Origin of the sequence: Hyphomonas sp. NPDC076881 (assembly GCF_050269995.1) — a bacterium.
GTDB lineage: Bacteria > Pseudomonadota > Alphaproteobacteria > Caulobacterales > Hyphomonadaceae > Hyphomonas.
In genome coordinates this window covers 197,328-212,361 of record NZ_JBNNJJ010000006.1, presented here as the reverse complement: position 1 = coordinate 212,361, position 15,034 = coordinate 197,328, and the positions used below count along the sequence as shown (strand labels likewise).

Below are 15,034 nucleotides of genomic sequence, written 5' to 3'. Positions count from 1 at the left end.
GGGCGGGGGGACGTGGGGGCAGGCGCAAGGCCCGGAACCAGCTGGCATTCAGTCTCGCTTAGGCGAGTTCGAGCGTCTTGCCGCCAACCGGACGGTTGCAGGGGCAGAGCTCGTCCGTCTGCAGAGCGTCAAGCACGCGCAGGGTGTCCTGCGGGTTACGGCCAACGTTGAGGTTGGTGACGTAGACGTGCTGGATGACATTGTGCGGATCGACGATGAAGGTGGCGCGGTAAGCAACGCCGGCGCCTTCTTCGCGCACGCCGAGGCCATCGACGAGCGAGCCGTTGGTGTCGGCAAACTGCCAGATCGGCAGTTCTTTCAGGTCGCCATGCTCACGGCGCCAGGCGAGCTTCACGAATTCGTTGTCGGTCGAACCGCCGAGCACCACGGCATCGCGGTCAGCGAATTCCGGCGCAAGACGCGCGAACTCGGCGATCTCGGTCGGGCAGACGAAGGTAAAGTCCTTCGGATAGAAGAAGATGACTTTCCAGAGGCCGGGGAAGCTGTCCTGGGTCAGCGGCTCGAAAGCGCTTTCGCCATTCTGTTCGTGTTGCATGAATTTCGGTTTCACGCCGGTGATCTGGAAGTCAGGCAGTTTCTGGCCGATGCCAAGCATAGGGAGGTCTCCTCAAACGGTTTGCTGGCCTGCTTCGGTGGCTGCAGGCAGCTCTCGAATTGGTGCAGTGCACGCAATAAAGAAAATTGATAATTCCGATTTATCATATAGATTATCCCTATGATTCTTCCGACGCTCCGCCAGCTTCAATTCCTCGTCGCCCTCGGTGAAACGGGCTCTTTCTCCCGTGCTGCCGAGGCATGTCACGTCACCCAGCCCACCCTTTCGGCGGGCATAAAGGAGCTGGAAGACCTCTTCGGGGTTGCCCTGGCCGAGCGGGAATCCCGCGGCGCCACATTGACGCATGCCGGGGAAATAGCCGTCGCGCGCGCTTCTGCCCTGCTGGCAGACGCCCACGCCCTCGTCCAGGCGGTCACCAGCGCCGGGGCCCTCTTCTCCGGCCCGTTCCATCTGGGCGCCATCCCCACCATCGCGCCCTTCGTGCTGCCCCAGATCGTCGGCCAGCTCACCCGGCGCTATCCCGATCTCAAACTCTACCTCACCGAAGACCGCACCCACCGCCTGATCGACCAGCTGCGGGCCCGGACGCTGGACGCCGCCTTTATCGCGCTGCCCTGGGAAGCGCCCGGTATCGAGGTGATGACCCTGTTCGACGACGAGTTCCTGCTCGCCGCCCCGGCCAGCCACCCGCTCAGCCGCAAGAACGGCCTCTCCCCGGAAGACCTTCAGGGCGAAGACCTGCTGCTGCTGGAAGATGGCCACTGCCTGCGCGACCATGCCGTCTCGGTCTGCCGCCTGAAGGCCGGCGCCGGGCGCGAACAGGTTGCCGCCACCTCGCTCGGCACGCTGGTCAACATGGTCGCCGGCGGCCTGGGTGTCTCGCTGATCCCGCGGCTGGCGGCGGATAACGGCCTCACCCTCGGCCCGGATGTCGCCGTGCGCTCCTTCGTCAACCCGATCATCGGCCGCCAGGTCGGCATCGCCTGGAAGGCCGGCAGCCCGCGCGAAGCCGAAGCCCGCAAGCTCGGCGAACTGGTGCGCGAACGCCTGCGGCCAGATGGCAGCGCCATGACCTGAAAACTCTTGGGCTGAGCCCCTACCAAGCCCCCGCCAAGCAGAGTATCAGCGGAAAATCGGGGGCTTCGGACAAGGGACTTTGCATCAGCCATGAGGGGGCACGCAGCAGGGGTCAGCGGTAAGCCATCATGGGCCTGAGCGCATCCTGGCGCGCCGCGCTGGCGGCCGGCGCCGTCAACCTCGTCCTCGGCGCAAACCTGCCTTACCTGCCGGTCTGGATGGAGCGTGTGGCCGGCATGTCCGGCGCCGAAATTGCCGGCGCCAGCACGCTTGCCATCCTCATCCGCATCTTCGCCGGCCCGCTGACGGCCGGCATCGCCCAGGATCACGGGCTGCGCGGCACGCTCGCCTCGGTGATGGTGGTGGCGCTGGCCGCCTATGCGCTGCTGGTGCCGGACTCGCCGCGCGCCGTGGATTTCTTCCTCTGCGTGCTCGTCTACAGCGCCATGAACCTGATCGGCCCACTGTTTGAGGCGGTTCTGGTCTTCGGCACGCGCCACGGCCGGCCGGACTATGGCGAGGGACGCGCCATCGCCTCGGCCGCCTTCGTGGCCGCCAATCTCGGCGGCGGGGCAATCCTCGGCGCGTATGGCGCCGATTGGGTACTTGTCTATCTGATTGCCGCCTCCGCCCTCGCCGCCATCGCGCCGATCTTCACCAAGCAGGGCGCCCGCGCCGCCGTGGCCCGCCGCCCGCTGATCTCCACCTTCACGGACTCCTTCACCCTCTACCGGATACCGGGCGTGTTCGTGTACCTGCTCGCCGCCGCCCTGATCCAGGCGAGCCATGGGGCGTACTATGCGTTCGCCTCCAATATCTGGATCGCCCAGGGCATCGACGGCAGCCATATCGGCGCCCTCTGGGCCATCGGTGTTGCGGCGGAAATCCTGCTCCTGCTGCTCTCCCGCCAGCTTCTGAAGAACATGAACTACTACACCATGCTCTGGATCGGCGGCCTCGGCGCCCTCATCCGCTGGACCGCCGCCGGCTTCGTCCTGCCGGTCGAAGCGGTCTATGTGTTTCAGACCCTGCACGCCGCCAGCTTCGCCATGACGCATATCGGTACGATGCGTTTCCTTCAGGCCGCCCTGCCGGATGACAAGCTGTCGCTCGCCTATTCGGCCAATGGCGCGCTGATCTTCGGCCCGGCCATGGCCGTCACCGGCCTCGCCGCCGGCCTCGCCTATGACGCCCTCGCGCCGGGCGGGATTGATGCCCAGACGAAACTCTACTGGCTGATGGTCGTCATCACCCTCGCCGGTCTCGTCCTCACCTGGCGTGCCACCCGCCAGCCGATCGACCCGGTTTCCCAGCCCTGACATCCCTGAATCGCCTGCACGCATCCCGGCTTGACACACCCATTATATAACACGTTATATAACTCATGATTTGAAGGAGGCCCCAATGGCCAGAGACGTTCTCGCAGAGATGGGTTATCTCGCCCTCGGCAGCCGGCTGAAGCGGCTGGCCGAGAAGATGCAGGCCGACGCCACCAAAGTGTTCGCTGATCGCGGCCTGCCCATTCAGGGCACGCATTTCCCGCTGCTCGCCGCGCTCACAACCTATGGCCCGATGAGCGTCACCGAAGCGGTCGAGGCCGTCGGCATCAGCCAGCCGGCCGTGACCCGCATTCACAATGCTCTGCAGAAACTCGGCATCACCACGACCAGCCGCGTGAAGGGCGACAACCGCCAGAAGCTGATCCGCCTCACGCCCGAGGGCGAAGCCCTGCTGGAAGAGTTGAAAGCCGATCTCTGGCCGCAGGTGCGCCGCGCCGCGCAGGGGCTCTGTGAAGGCGAAGAAACCGGCTTCCTCTCCTGGATCGCCCGGCTGGAAGGCGCGCTTCAGCAACGCTCCCTGCACGACCGTATCCGCGACGAGGGCGCCAGCAGCCGCCCGGCCCTGCGGCTGGTCGAATTTGATGACCGCCTCGCGCCGGAGTTCGACGCCATCACCCGCGAATGGGTGGAAGACATGTTCACGCTGGAGAAGAAGGATATCGAGATCATCGAAAACCCGCGCGAGAAAATCCTCGCGCCGGGCGGCGAGATTCTGTTCGTCGAGGCAGAGGGCCTCGGCATCATCGGCACCTGCGCGCTGATGCCGGTGGAGGGAAACATCTTCGAGCTGACCAAGATGGGCGTGCGCGCCTCCGCCCGCGGCCTGAAGGCAGGCGAATTCCTCCTTGACCGGACGATAGAACGGGCTCGCCAGATGCCGATTGGTGAGCTGTTCCTGCTCACCAACTCAAAGTGCGCCGCCGCCATCCACCTCTATGAAAAGGCCGGCTTCGTGCATGATGCTGGCATCATGGCGCGCTATGGCGCCAGCTATGCGCGGGCCAATGTGGCAATGTCGTACGATCTCTCGAAGCCGCCCCGGAACTGATCCGGGCCGGCTTCAAAAGTCAGATCAGCCCGTTTCGCGTTCGCCGCGCACGTCGAGGTCGTATTCGCGCACCTTGCGGTAAAGCGTCGAGCGGCCAATGCCCAGACGGCGGGAAACTTCGCTCATATGGCCGTCATAGAAATCGATCGCATACTGAAGAAGATCGCGCTCGATATCCTGCAGGCTGCGGATCTCGCCATCGCCGTCCTTGATGGCGACGGGCACATCCCCCACCATCAGCGCAGGTGCCGGGCGGGCATCATTGGCCGGAACCGGCGGGGGCTCTGATGCGCGCGCTGGCATGGCGGGCAGCATCTTCACTTCGCCCATCATGCTGGAAATCTGCGGGAAATCCTGCGGGCGCAGTTCATCCCCGTCACACAGCACCACAGCGCGGAAGACAGAGTTTTCAAGCTGGCGCACGTTGCCCGGCCAGTCATAGGCATACAGCATCTGCAGCGTGTCTTCGCCCGCGCCGGTCACCTTGGTGCCCTCGCTGGCATTGAAACGCGCGATGAAATGGTCAACCAGGGCCGGAATATCCTCCCGGCGCTCGCGCAGCGACGGCATGTCGATGGGGAACACGTTGAGACGGTAGAACAGGTCTTCGCGGAACGTGCCGGCCTTCACCTGGCCAGCCAGGTCGCGGTTCGTCGCCGAGATGATGCGCACATCCACCTTGGTCGGGCGGCGCGAACCCACCGCGTCCACTTCGCCTTCCTGCAGGGCACGGAGCAGTTTCACCTGCGCATCAAGCGGCAGCTCGCCCACCTCATCAAGGAACAGCGTGCCGCCATCGGCTTCGACAAACTTGCCGGGCGATTTGGAAACCGCCCCCGTAAACGCGCCTTTCTCATGGCCGAACAGGATCGACTCCACGAGGTTTTCCGGAATGGCGCCGCAGTTCACGGTAACAAACGGCTTGCCCGCCCGCGCGCTCGCGCCCTGAATACAGCGCGCAACCACCTCTTTACCCACACCGCTTTCGCCCAGGATCAGCATCGGAATGTCCGACGCCGCGCCCCGCTCGGCCATGCGGATCACGCTGCGCATCGCCGGAGCCGAGGCAATCATGTCCTCAAACTTCATGCCGCCCTCGGCCTTGCGCGAAAGGCGTTTCACTTCGCCCGTCAGGCTCTGCATCTTCAGCGCATTGCGGATGGAGACGACCACACGTTCCGGATTGGCCGGCTTGACGATGAAGTCCACCGCCCCGCGCCGCATCGTCTGCACGATTGTGTCGATGCCGCTGGTTGCCGTCAGCATGATCACCGGCAGGTCCGGGCGCTTGGTGTTCAGCCGCTCCAGCGTCTCCATGCCCGAAAGGCCCGGCATCGTCAGATCCAGCAGCACCACATCCACGCCTTCGCGGGCGTCAGACGCCAGCTGCAGGCCCGTCTCGCCATCGGGCGCCGTGCGGCAGGCAAAGCCGGCCTTCTCGACGGCTGCCTGAAGCAGGCGGCGCTGCGTCGGATCATCATCGACCACCAGGATCGTCTTGGCCATGGCCACACCCTTTTCATCCATTGCGGCCAGCACGCCTCCCTTGGGCGCCCCGTGCCGTTTCGTTACGCCCCGTTCTGACACAGACGCATGGAGTTACGGTTTCGCCAGCCGTTTGAATTTCATCGAAATCTTCGCGGACACCGCCTGGGGGTTTTATGACAACCGTATGACATCTGCAGTTGCCCGCCGGAATCTCGGGCGGTGCGGCTTGCAAATTGCCGGCGGTTGCGGCTTCTGCGCCTCACATCGTCTCGAGCGCGGGGGCTTCAATGGTGGATGGCAAGGAACCAACGATCGTCAAGGAGACGCTCGATAAAGACCTTGCGAAGATCGGAAAAGCCGAAGCCGCTACCGCCACCCTGGCGCGCGGCCTGGTGGCCCCCGGCTTTGCCTTCCTCTTTCTCGCCGCCATCGTGCTGATCGGTGGCACGCTGTTCGGCAACCAGACCAATGGCCTGCTGATCGTCGCGGCCGCTGCCATCGGCGGCTACATGGCGCTCAATATCGGCGCCAATGATGTGGCCAACAATGTCGGCCCGGCTGTCGGCTCCAAGGCGCTGACCATGACCGGCGCCATCATCATCGCCGCCATCTGTGAAAGCGCCGGCGCCCTGCTCGCGGGCGGGGATGTCGTCTCCACCATCTCGCGTGGCATCATCGACCCCACCAATGTCGCCGACACTGAAACCTTCGTCTGGCTGATGATGGCAGCGCTGATCTCGGCTGCCCTCTGGATCAACCTCGCCACCGTCCTGGGCGCGCCGGTCTCCACCACCCATTCCATCGTCGGCGGCGTCATGGGCGCGGGCATTGCGGCGGCCGGCTTCGGCGCCGTCAGCTGGCCGGTGATGACCGGCATTGCCGCCTCCTGGGTCATCTCGCCCGTCATGGGCGGTATCATCGCGGCGGCCGTGCTCGCCTTCATCAAGATCGCCATCATCTACCGGGAAGACAAGATCGCCGCCGCCCGCCGCTGGGTGCCCGTGCTGATCGCCGTCATGGCCGGCGCCTTCGGCACCTATATGGCGCTGAAAGGCGTCAGCAAGCTGGTCAAGATTTCCCTGCCACACTCCCTGCTGATCGGCCTCGCCATTGCGCTCGTCGCCTGGGCGTTCAGCCACCCGCTGATCCGCCGCCAGTCCGAAGGCATGGAAAACCGCAACCTCTCCCTGCGCCAGCTCTTCATCTGGCCGCTGATCTTTTCCGCCGCGCTGCTCTCCTTCGCTCACGGCGCCAATGACGTGGCCAATGCCATCGGCCCGCTCGCCGCCATCGTCCATGCCCTGCAGGATGGGGAGGTGTCAGACCGGGTGACCATCCCGCTCTGGGTGATGATGATCGGCGCCTCGGGCATCTCTTTCGGCCTGATGCTGTTCGGGCCCAAGCTCATCCGCATGGTCGGCGACTCGATCACCAAGCTCAATCCGATGCGCGCCTATTGCGTCGCCCTCGCCGCCGCCGTCACCGTCATCATCGCCAGCTGGCTCGGCCTGCCGGTGTCCTCCACCCATATTGCCGTGGGCGCGATCTTCGGCGTCGGCTTCTTCCGCGAATGGTTCACCGCCACGTCGCAAACGCGCGTCGCCTATGTTCACATGAAATCGCCCAACGGCGCGTCCACCCAATTCTCCGGCCTCGCCCGCCGCAAATCGGCCCGCAAGCTCGTCCGCCGCCAGCACGTCACCAGCATCGCTGCAGCCTGGCTCATCACCGTCCCCGCCAGCGCCGCCCTCTCCGCCGGCATCTACCTGACGCTGCAACACCTCTTCAGGATTGTTTGAGGGCGGCTCTATCCCAGCTCCTATGGACGTAGATGACCTTAGTATCTGAAACGCCCGACTTAGCCAGTTTTGGAATTAAACAACTGTTCAGATGAAAATTTGGAACGGATATTGTTCAATGCATGCTCGATGCTCTTAGGCTTTGCTCCGCCTGCATACTTTTGCGAGATAGCAAGAATTTGAGCTTTGCTCGCGACGCCCTTCTGCTGCAGCAATGCAATTACCTTTTCAAAGGCATCACGATTTCCTGCTGCAGCTTGGAGTTTGTCCACGAAACTGGCGACCAAATCAAAAGAACTAATGCCGTCCGTCACTTGCTCAAGGGTGGTGTCGTTCGCAACGACGTCGTCTAACGCCGTGGTCGCTTTGGCAGCCGCGCTAGCCCCAGAAGCGATCTGGATGCGCAAAATCCCCGCTAACAGACCTTTGAAGCTTAGATCTTCTGATTTGTGGGAACTCATCTCATCTGACCAAAGAGCAAAAAACACTATGAGGTTCAGTCTCGATTTTGCCTTCAGAACGGTTTCCAGCTCGTTAACAGAATTAATTGACTCTGAACATTGGCCCCAAGCCAACAAATCCTCAGTCGAGGCCAACAGTTCGGCCAACTTCTGCGCTTTCATTAGATTTTATCCATCTTTAATTCGATAGCCAATTGATCAAAAAGCAACTTTACTTCTGAGTTGCTGGAATACGCGATACTCCTGCCAGCCACATCTGCAAACGCGGCCTTTTTCGGTATCCAGACATTGGCCACCAACTCATCTCCCGTATACCTCAGTTTGAGCCTATCAACTCGAGACACGAGATCAGTCCTTGAACGCTCTTCTGAAGCGGTCAAGCTTGGCCTCCTTGTAGTGAGACTCCCCACTATACCGGCAATGCGCAACTGGGGATTGTACCGTTGAGCGAATTTATCAGCCGTCTGAATAAAAGCCGCAGCAGCTTCACCAGACGTTTCGTCAAGAACTGTAGGGACAATCAAGTGTGAGGCACAACTCAATGCATTTACAAGCCCGGCAGTCATCCGGGGCGGGGTATCAATCAGCACCACATCAAACCGCCCTTTAACAGCTTGCGTCCACAGCACATTTGCCAAAAGAAAATGCGCGTCGAAGGGCAGGTCTCCCCTGATCCACTGAACCAATATTTGGTTCTCGGTATCGCTGAAAGATTTGTAGGTCGTCACATAACACAGATCATCCGGTATTCTCCCCCCCCATCTGATCAAAGACAGAAGCGTCGAACCATCCGCATCGGGAGAAAAAACTTGGTTGATTTCTGATAGTGCACTGTCGGCATCTCGAAGAGTATTGAATACGTTTGCGAGAGATCCTTGCCAATCAAGATCGAGAATCAGAACTCGCTTACCTTTCGCAGCAAAGTAGGCTGCGAGGTTCGCGGTTATAGTCGTTTTCCCGACGCCGCCTTTTAGGTTGCTGACTACAACTGTGGGAATTGCAAAATTTTCTCGGCGCAGATCGAAATCCGGAAATTTCTTTACGTCTCGCTTGAGCCAAAAATCCGCGCCCTGCTCAAAAGCATCTTTAAGAGCGGCCGTTTCAGTTTGAGAAATGACCTTGCGCTTATCTAACTCGGCTTTGAGTTTTCTAATTTCCCCACCATTGGAATACCGTCCAGCCGCAAATCCCAGAGACATAAGACCCGCTATAGTCAGTACAACTGTACCATGTTCTGAAAAAGACCTCAAAAAAGTGTCCACAACGCCCCCCAGCATCCACCTCTGTTAGAACATTCTAACTACCGGAAACATTACGCTCAACGCGAACAAAACAACAACTTCGCCAGATCCAATCGGGCTACTGGGCAGCACTCTTTTCAAATAAATTAGATTAACCCCTCAAAATCTTCCCCATAGCCTTCCCCTTCGCCAGCTCGTCCACGAGCTTGTCCAGGTAGCGGATTTCCCGCATCAGCGGGTCTTCGACCGCCTCCACGCGCACGCCGCAGACGACGCCAGTGATCAGCTCCCGCGCCGGGTTCATGGCCGGGGCCTCTGCGAAGAAGGTCTCGAAATCCACCCCCGCCGCAATCTGCGCGTCCAGCTGCGCCTGGCTGTAGCCGGTGTGCCAGCGGATGATCTCGTCGACCTCCCCTTTCGTGCGCCCCTTCTTCTCCGCCTTGGCGACATAGGCCGGATACACCTTGGCGAACGCCATCCTGAAAATCCTGTGGCCTGCGGGCGCCCCAGCCTTCTTTCCGGCCTGCTGCCCTGCCATGCTCACGTCTCCTCCTTGCCTTCGCCCGCGCCGCCCTGCGCCAGCCCTCTGCCGGGGCCTCGGCGCGCAGTCTAGCGCATCGAACAATACAAGAACACCCTTTACTCTCTCTCCGCCCGGCCCAATATGCCCGGCATGGCCCGCTCCTCCCGTCCCCCCGCTCGCGGCGTCGCTGACGCTTCTGCTGCCTTCGCCTTCGATGGCGCCGCGCTTGATGCCGCCGGCCGCCTCCCGTCAGACCAGTGGACGCCCCACCGGCCGGACCGCGACTGGGTGAAGCTGGAAGGCGGCAAGCGCTTCCGCGTCGCCTCCGAATACGAACCCGCCGGCGACCAGCGCACCGCCATCCCCGAGCTTGTGGACGGCATCACCTCGGGCGAGCGCGACCAGGTCCTCCTCGGCGCCACCGGCACGGGCAAGACCTTCACCATGGCCAAGGTCATCGAGGCCACCCAGCGCCCCGCCCTCATCCTCGCGCCCAACAAGACCCTCGCCGCCCAGCTCTATGGCGAGTTCAAATCCTTCTTCCCGGACAACGCCGTCGAATACTTCGTTTCCTATTACGATTACTACCAGCCCGAAGCCTATGTTCCGAGGTCTGACCTTTACATCGAGAAGGAAAGCTCCATCAACGAGGCCATCGACCGGATGCGCCACTCCGCCACCCGCGCCATCCTGGAGCGGGACGATGTGATCATCGTTGCCTCCGTCTCCTGCCTCTATGGCATCGGCTCGGTGGAGAGCTACACCTCCATGACCTTCACCCTGAAGGCCGGCGACCGGATCGACCCCAAGGAGGTCACCCAGCGCCTCGTCGCCAACCAGTATACCCGCAACGATGTCGCCTTCGGCCGCGGCGCCTTCCGCGTCAAGGGCGATGTCATCGACATCTTCCCCGCCCACTATGAGGACCGCGCCTGGAAGCTCTCCTTCTTCGGCGATGAACTCGAAAGCATCACCGAGTTCGATCCCCTCACGGGACGGACGATCCAGAAACTCCCCCAGGTCAAGATCTACGCCAACAGCCACCACGTCACCCCGCGCCCGACGCTCAACCAGGCCATCGAGAAGATCAAGGCGGAGCTGAAGACCACCATCGCCCATTTCGAAAAGACCGGAAAACTCCTCGAAGCCCAGCGCATCGAGCAGCGCACCCAGTACGACCTCGAAATGCTCGCCGCCACCGGCTCCTGCAACGGCATCGAGAACTATTCCCGCTACCTCACCGGCCGCAAGCCCGGCGAGCCGCCCCCCACCCTCTTCGAATACCTGCCCGAGAACGCCCTCGTCTTCACCGACGAGTCCCACCAGACGATCCCCCAGATCGGCGCCATGTTCAAAGGCGACTTCTCCCGCAAGTCCACCCTCGCCGAATACGGCTTCCGCCTGCCCTCCTGCATCGACAACCGCCCCCTCAAATTCGAGGAATGGGATGCCATGCGCCCCCAGACGGTCCACGTCTCCGCCACCCCCGGCACCTGGGAGCTGGAGCGCACGGGCGGCGTGTTCACCGAGCAAGTCATCCGCCCCACCGGCCTGATCGACCCGCCGGTCGAGGTCCGCCCCGTCTCCAATGACGGCGCCAACCAGGTTGACGACATCATGGCCGAGGCCAAGGCCGCCGCCGCCCGAGGCCACCGCACATTGATCACCACGCTGACGAAAAAGATGGCGGAAAACCTGACAGACTTCCTCCACGAAAACGGCGTGCGCGTGCGCTACATGCACTCGGATGTGGACACGATCGAGCGCATCGAGATCATCCGCGATCTGCGCCTCGGCGTGTTCGATGTCCTCGTCGGCATCAACCTCCTGCGCGAGGGGCTGGACATTCCCGAATGCGGCCTCGTCGGCATTCTCGACGCCGACAAGGAAGGGTTCCTGCGCTCGGAAACCTCCCTCGTCCAGACCATCGGCCGCGCCGCGCGCAATGCCGAGGCCAAGGTCATTCTGTATGCGGACCGGGTCACCGGCTCGATGCAGCGCGCCATGGACGAAACCAGCCGCCGCCGCGAAAAGCAGATGGCCTATAATGCGCAGCACGGCATCACGCCGCAAACCATCAAACGCGCCGTATCAGACATCCTCTCCGAACTCGGCGAAAAACCCTCGGCCAGCCGCTCCCGCCGCAACCGTGAACGGGGCGTCTCCGAAGAAAAACCCTTGCCACTTCGGGGCGAAACCGGGCACAACCTCAAGGCTGCCATCGCCAGCCTCGAAAAACAGATGCGCGAAGCCGCCGCGAACCTCGAATTCGAAACGGCCGCCCGCCTCCGCGACGAGGTCAAGCGACTGCGGGAAGAGGATTTGGGGATTTAGTTAGTGAACAAACGAAGTTTGGACATTCCTTAGTTTTGCCCTTCGTTTTTATCGGCTTCTTTTGGTTTGATTTTCTTCTTTGGCACTTCATCACCAACTGCCTCTTCAACTGCGTAGGTTATTGAGAGGACAGGTGGAGTCTCGTGATCCTCGTACGAAATCTGCTGAGCAAGCTCTAGAAGCTTAACTTGATCTTTGGGTACTTGCATTAAAGGATCACCAGATTCTTCTCCATTTTCTACAGGCTCCTTCTTTGGCAGAAAGTGTATTTCGACTTTCACTCCTCGCTCTAGTCGACCCAACAGTGCGGTCGCGGCGTTTTCCAGTGCCGCACCCAATTCCCTATGTTTATTTGACTGCGGTTTGCCAAGCAGCTCTTCCTTCAACTCCTTTATAGCCTCAGAGATGATGGATTGAATCTTTGGCAGAAAAATCTTGTCCAACTCTTCGCTTGAAAAGGCGTGGGTATCCTTATTTGCCGCCCTCGCCTGTTTCAATTTTTCAAGCTGGGTTAGCGTGTTCAGCCCCCACGTGATTGACGAAGCTATCGCTATTGCCACTTGCACGGTTGTCGAAAGGAAGAATTGTGGATCAGTCGTTGAAATGGACTTGATTTCTATTTCTTCTGTTTCTTGCCCCACAGCCGCAGCGATGGCTCGGAAGATGAAGGAGATTTGGCGGAGTTCTTTTATCAAACCACTTAGTTGGTTGGCGAACAAATCTCGCGGTAAAAGCAAGCTAATTTCTGGAATCCCAGGCACAAGGCCGTAACCTCGGATTCCAATTGCTTTTAGTCCGTTATTCGTCCCACGAAGAGTAGCAAAGAACTTTTTCCGCCCTTCAACAGTAGCTTTGATTTCTGAAAGAGCGACTGCTGGAGTCATGTTGTTTTCGCTTATTGTTCTTTGAAGCTTGTCCGCGAAGGCAACATTCATCCAATCGAGCGCCCGAACGGATTGAAGACGACCCAAGTCGACATTTGAAAGCTCAGCTTCCAATTCGAACATGGCTTTGCGAAGCTCCGTCAGAGAAGCCTTAAAGGCTGTCTGAAGGCTTGGATCTGTCGGATTGCCAGTCAAGTTCCCAAATGCCTCAACAAAAGCATCTAACTTGCCTCCGATGCCAGCGTCATCCTCTGTGTCCAATGCAAATGCCAAATTATCCTTGAGAAGTTCTGCGTTCATAAGCGGCGAGACCCAAAAAGTTGCGTATGTTTCACCTTTGGCGATTCACTCGTTGGTGGCAAGTTTTACTCAACTATGGCGCTAGTAATGGATCGCTTCGCGATCCGTAGGGTGCATTAAGCGCAGCGCAATGCACCGCCCCGCGTCTCGCACCACCGGTGCATTGCGGCCTTCGGCCTTAATGCACCCTACGCCGCTCCCTACGCGGATCACTCCCGCCGCGAGACCCTCACCGGGAATGCGTCTTCGATGCCGTAGAGCCGGGGGCCTCCGCTTTTGGCCCCCTCTCCCGCTTGCGGGAGAGGGGTTGGGGGTGAGGGCTGCGACGGTGGGGCCGAAAGAGTCATTCTTTCGTCGCTCGGGAAATCGCCGTGCGATTTCTGATCCCGAGCGACCCCCTCACCCCCGGCCCCTCTCCCTACGAGAGAGGGGTGTTCGGCGACACTCCGCCCACGGGAGACCGCCCTTAAAAAGGGCGGGTCTCCGCGGCCGGGCAGGAGGCGCCATTTCTTCACCTCTCCTTTCAGCCGCCAATATTCCTTCACATCCTCCTCCAGATTGTGCAGCCGGTCGTCGCCCAGCTCTTCCTCGTCTGGCGCGCGCCCATCCCGCTCCCGGGTCATCCGCGCCAGGCGGGCGTCCTCGATGGCGTCCCAGATGCGGGCGTTCTCTTCCGACTCGCGTTGCAGATGCGGCGGCAATTCGCGGAACACCGGCTCGCGCCCCTCTTCATCGGCCTGCACCATTTCCGCCAGCATCTCGAGGGCGCGGCTCATCAGAGTATCATTCACCTCTTCCTCCGGCGGCGGATAATTTTCCAGATACTCCCGCAAGGCCCGCCAGGCGCGGCCCAGCTTCTGCGCCTCGCGCAGCCATTTGAGGCCATACTCCACATAGCCTTCCTCCACCGCCGCAATCGCGCGCAGGCGCGCCATGCCGGAAAGCTCATGCAGCCGCGCCAGCCGCGCGCGCGGCGCCATCTCCTTCAGCTCCGGATAATCCGCCTTCCCCGGCATCACCGGCCCGGCCGAAAGGCTCGCCCGCGCCTTGATATCCTTCCGGCGGAAGCCATCTGCCCTCGCCCAATGATGGATCGTGGACGGAGAAATCTGCAGCCGCCGCGAAATCTCCACCAGCCGCTCCCCCCGCTCGGCCGCCTCCCGCGCCAGATGCCGAAGCGAGCGGGAGGTAGCCTGCGTGTTGACGTGCCTCTTAAGCCCCCTCGCCCCGCTTGCGGGGAGAGGGGGTTGGGGGAGAGGGGCCGCAACATCAGTCATCCCCGCAGCATAAACGGCGAAGAAACCCCGCCGGATAAGCGCGCGCTTGTCCACGCCCCCTCTCCCCTGGGAGAAGGGGTTGGGGGTGAGGGAGCGCAACCTCTCCACGCTGCAACCCGCCGAGGGCGCAGCTCCCCCTCACCCCTGCCCCTCTCCCAAGGGAGAGGGGTTCAACGCGCTCTGCTCTCACCCTTCCTTTACCCCTCCCTGCTACCCCTAGCGCCAGTCGCATAGAGGAGCCCCCAAGATGTGGATTCACCGCAAGGAACACTTCCGGAATGCCAATGCCAGCCCGGAGCGCTCCCGCGTGGCGGCCACCATCTATTACCGCCCGGATGGCCGTGACGCTCCGCCGCGCCAGGGCTGGGCCGAGACCTGCCCGGTCTGCGGCGCCCATATCCGCGTATCAAAGCCCTCCCATGGCGGCACATTTGTCTCCGAAGTCCTCCCCTCGGGCCGCCACATTCCCCACCCCTGCTTCGACCGCCTGAAAGGCAAACGCCCGAGCGACGAAACGCTGGATTTGTTTGAGTGGCAGCCCTCGAACTAGCGGCGTGACGCACCCTGCCCCCCTCTCCCGCAAGCGGGAGAGGGGCCGGGGGGGGGTGAGGGCGCCCCACACACCGGCCTCACCCAAAGGCTCACCCTGAGCGAAGCCGAAGGGCGAGCCTGCGCGCGCCCGACT

At 61.5% G+C, this 15,034-nt stretch carries 13 protein-coding genes; 6 read left to right on the top strand and 7 right to left on the bottom strand.

All coding sequences use genetic code 11. The features are described 5' to 3' along the window. Positions 1–58: 58 nt before the first annotated feature. On the bottom strand, positions 59–616 hold the full coding sequence (locus ACQKI2_RS08890; protein WP_035600292.1) for a peroxiredoxin: 558 nt from the start codon (positions 614–616) through the stop codon (positions 59–61). A gap of 120 nt (positions 617–736) precedes the next feature. On the opposite strand from ACQKI2_RS08890, the gene ACQKI2_RS08885 reads away from it, so the two are divergent. The 3 genes from ACQKI2_RS08885 (at position 737) to ACQKI2_RS08875 (ending at position 4,042) form a co-directional block, all read left to right on the top strand. Next, positions 737–1,654: a hydrogen peroxide-inducible genes activator gene (locus tag ACQKI2_RS08885; protein ID WP_427379333.1), complete on the top strand. Its 918-nt coding sequence runs from the start codon at positions 737–739 to the stop codon at positions 1,652–1,654. A gap of 128 nt (positions 1,655–1,782) precedes the next feature. Beyond that, positions 1,783–2,973 (top strand): MFS transporter, encoded by a 1,191-nt coding sequence (locus tag ACQKI2_RS08880; RefSeq protein ID WP_427379332.1) that lies wholly within the window; start codon positions 1,783–1,785, stop codon positions 2,971–2,973. Between the two features lie 85 nt (positions 2,974–3,058). Continuing rightward, entirely contained in the window at positions 3,059–4,042 is a 984-nt protein-coding gene (locus tag ACQKI2_RS08875) for a bifunctional helix-turn-helix transcriptional regulator/GNAT family N-acetyltransferase (protein WP_427379330.1), read from the top strand. A gap of 24 nt (positions 4,043–4,066) precedes the next feature. On the opposite strand, the gene ACQKI2_RS08870 is transcribed toward ACQKI2_RS08875, so the two are convergent. Then, positions 4,067–5,548, bottom strand: coding sequence for a sigma-54-dependent transcriptional regulator (locus ACQKI2_RS08870; protein WP_427379365.1), 1,482 nt, complete (start codon positions 5,546–5,548; stop codon positions 4,067–4,069). A 269-nt stretch (positions 5,549–5,817) separates the two neighbouring features. On the opposite strand from ACQKI2_RS08870, the gene ACQKI2_RS08865 reads away from it, so the two are divergent. Beyond that, positions 5,818–7,329: an inorganic phosphate transporter gene (locus ACQKI2_RS08865; protein WP_427379329.1), complete on the top strand. Its 1,512-nt coding sequence runs from the start codon at positions 5,818–5,820 to the stop codon at positions 7,327–7,329. Positions 7,330–7,388: 59 nt separating this feature from the next. On the opposite strand, the gene ACQKI2_RS08860 is transcribed toward ACQKI2_RS08865, so the two are convergent. From ACQKI2_RS08860 to ACQKI2_RS08850, 3 genes are all read right to left on the bottom strand, one after another. Continuing rightward, positions 7,389–7,952 carry a hypothetical protein gene (locus tag ACQKI2_RS08860; protein ID WP_427379328.1) on the bottom strand — a complete coding sequence of 188 codons (564 nt, stop codon included), beginning with the start codon at positions 7,950–7,952 and terminating at the stop codon, positions 7,389–7,391. Further along, positions 7,952–9,067: a ParA family protein gene (locus ACQKI2_RS08855; RefSeq protein WP_427379326.1), complete on the bottom strand. Its 1,116-nt coding sequence runs from the start codon at positions 9,065–9,067 to the stop codon at positions 7,952–7,954. The genes ACQKI2_RS08860 and ACQKI2_RS08855 overlap by 1 nt, the downstream gene beginning before the upstream one ends. A 115-nt stretch (positions 9,068–9,182) precedes the next feature. Beyond that, a complete protein-coding gene (locus ACQKI2_RS08850; protein WP_427379325.1) occupies positions 9,183–9,509 on the bottom strand; it encodes a DUF2200 domain-containing protein in 327 nt (108 codons plus the stop codon). 195 nt (positions 9,510–9,704) lie between these two features. On the opposite strand from ACQKI2_RS08850, the gene uvrB reads away from it, so the two are divergent. Beyond that, complete coding sequence (uvrB, locus tag ACQKI2_RS08845) at positions 9,705–11,888, top strand: excinuclease ABC subunit UvrB (protein ID WP_427379324.1); 2,184 nt, start codon at positions 9,705–9,707, stop codon at positions 11,886–11,888. A gap of 29 nt (positions 11,889–11,917) precedes the next feature. Here the strand turns inward: uvrB and ACQKI2_RS08840 are convergent, their stop codons facing one another. Together ACQKI2_RS08840 and ACQKI2_RS08835 are read right to left on the bottom strand one after the other, a co-directional pair. Then, a complete protein-coding gene (locus ACQKI2_RS08840; protein ID WP_427379323.1) occupies positions 11,918–13,072 on the bottom strand; it encodes a hypothetical protein in 1,155 nt (384 codons plus the stop codon). Positions 13,073–13,281: 209 nt separating this feature from the next. Continuing rightward, a complete protein-coding gene (locus ACQKI2_RS08835) occupies positions 13,282–14,205 on the bottom strand; it encodes a hypothetical protein (protein ID WP_427379322.1) in 924 nt (307 codons plus the stop codon). Between the two features lie 391 nt (positions 14,206–14,596). Between ACQKI2_RS08835 and ACQKI2_RS08830 the strand changes: the two genes are divergently transcribed. Then, positions 14,597–14,899, top strand: a complete 303-nt coding sequence (locus tag ACQKI2_RS08830) for a hypothetical protein (RefSeq protein ID WP_427379321.1) — start codon at positions 14,597–14,599, stop codon at positions 14,897–14,899. The last annotated feature ends 135 nt before the right edge of the window (positions 14,900–15,034 follow it).

Excerpts from the sequence above, each read along its gene's own strand:
- ACQKI2_RS08890 (WP_035600292.1), bottom strand. The coding sequence starts at position 616 with ATGCTTGGCATCGGCCAGAAACTGCCTGACTTCCAGATCACCGGCGTG.
- ACQKI2_RS08885 (WP_427379333.1), top strand. The coding sequence starts at position 737 with ATGATTCTTCCGACGCTCCGCCAGCTTCAATTCCTCGTCGCCCTCGGT.
- ACQKI2_RS08880 (WP_427379332.1), top strand. The coding sequence starts at position 1,783 with ATGGGCCTGAGCGCATCCTGGCGCGCCGCGCTGGCGGCCGGCGCCGTC.
- ACQKI2_RS08875 (WP_427379330.1), top strand. The coding sequence starts at position 3,059 with ATGGCCAGAGACGTTCTCGCAGAGATGGGTTATCTCGCCCTCGGCAGC.
- ACQKI2_RS08870 (WP_427379365.1), bottom strand. The coding sequence starts at position 5,548 with ATGGCCAAGACGATCCTGGTGGTCGATGATGATCCGACGCAGCGCCGC.
- ACQKI2_RS08865 (WP_427379329.1), top strand. The coding sequence starts at position 5,818 with ATGGTGGATGGCAAGGAACCAACGATCGTCAAGGAGACGCTCGATAAA.
- ACQKI2_RS08860 (WP_427379328.1), bottom strand. The coding sequence starts at position 7,952 with ATGAAAGCGCAGAAGTTGGCCGAACTGTTGGCCTCGACTGAGGATTTG.
- ACQKI2_RS08855 (WP_427379326.1), bottom strand. The coding sequence starts at position 9,067 with ATGCTGGGGGGCGTTGTGGACACTTTTTTGAGGTCTTTTTCAGAACAT.
- ACQKI2_RS08850 (WP_427379325.1), bottom strand. The coding sequence starts at position 9,509 with ATGGCGTTCGCCAAGGTGTATCCGGCCTATGTCGCCAAGGCGGAGAAG.
- uvrB (WP_427379324.1), top strand. The coding sequence starts at position 9,705 with ATGGCCCGCTCCTCCCGTCCCCCCGCTCGCGGCGTCGCTGACGCTTCT.
- ACQKI2_RS08840 (WP_427379323.1), bottom strand. The coding sequence starts at position 13,072 with ATGAACGCAGAACTTCTCAAGGATAATTTGGCATTTGCATTGGACACA.
- ACQKI2_RS08830 (WP_427379321.1), top strand. The coding sequence starts at position 14,597 with ATGTGGATTCACCGCAAGGAACACTTCCGGAATGCCAATGCCAGCCCG.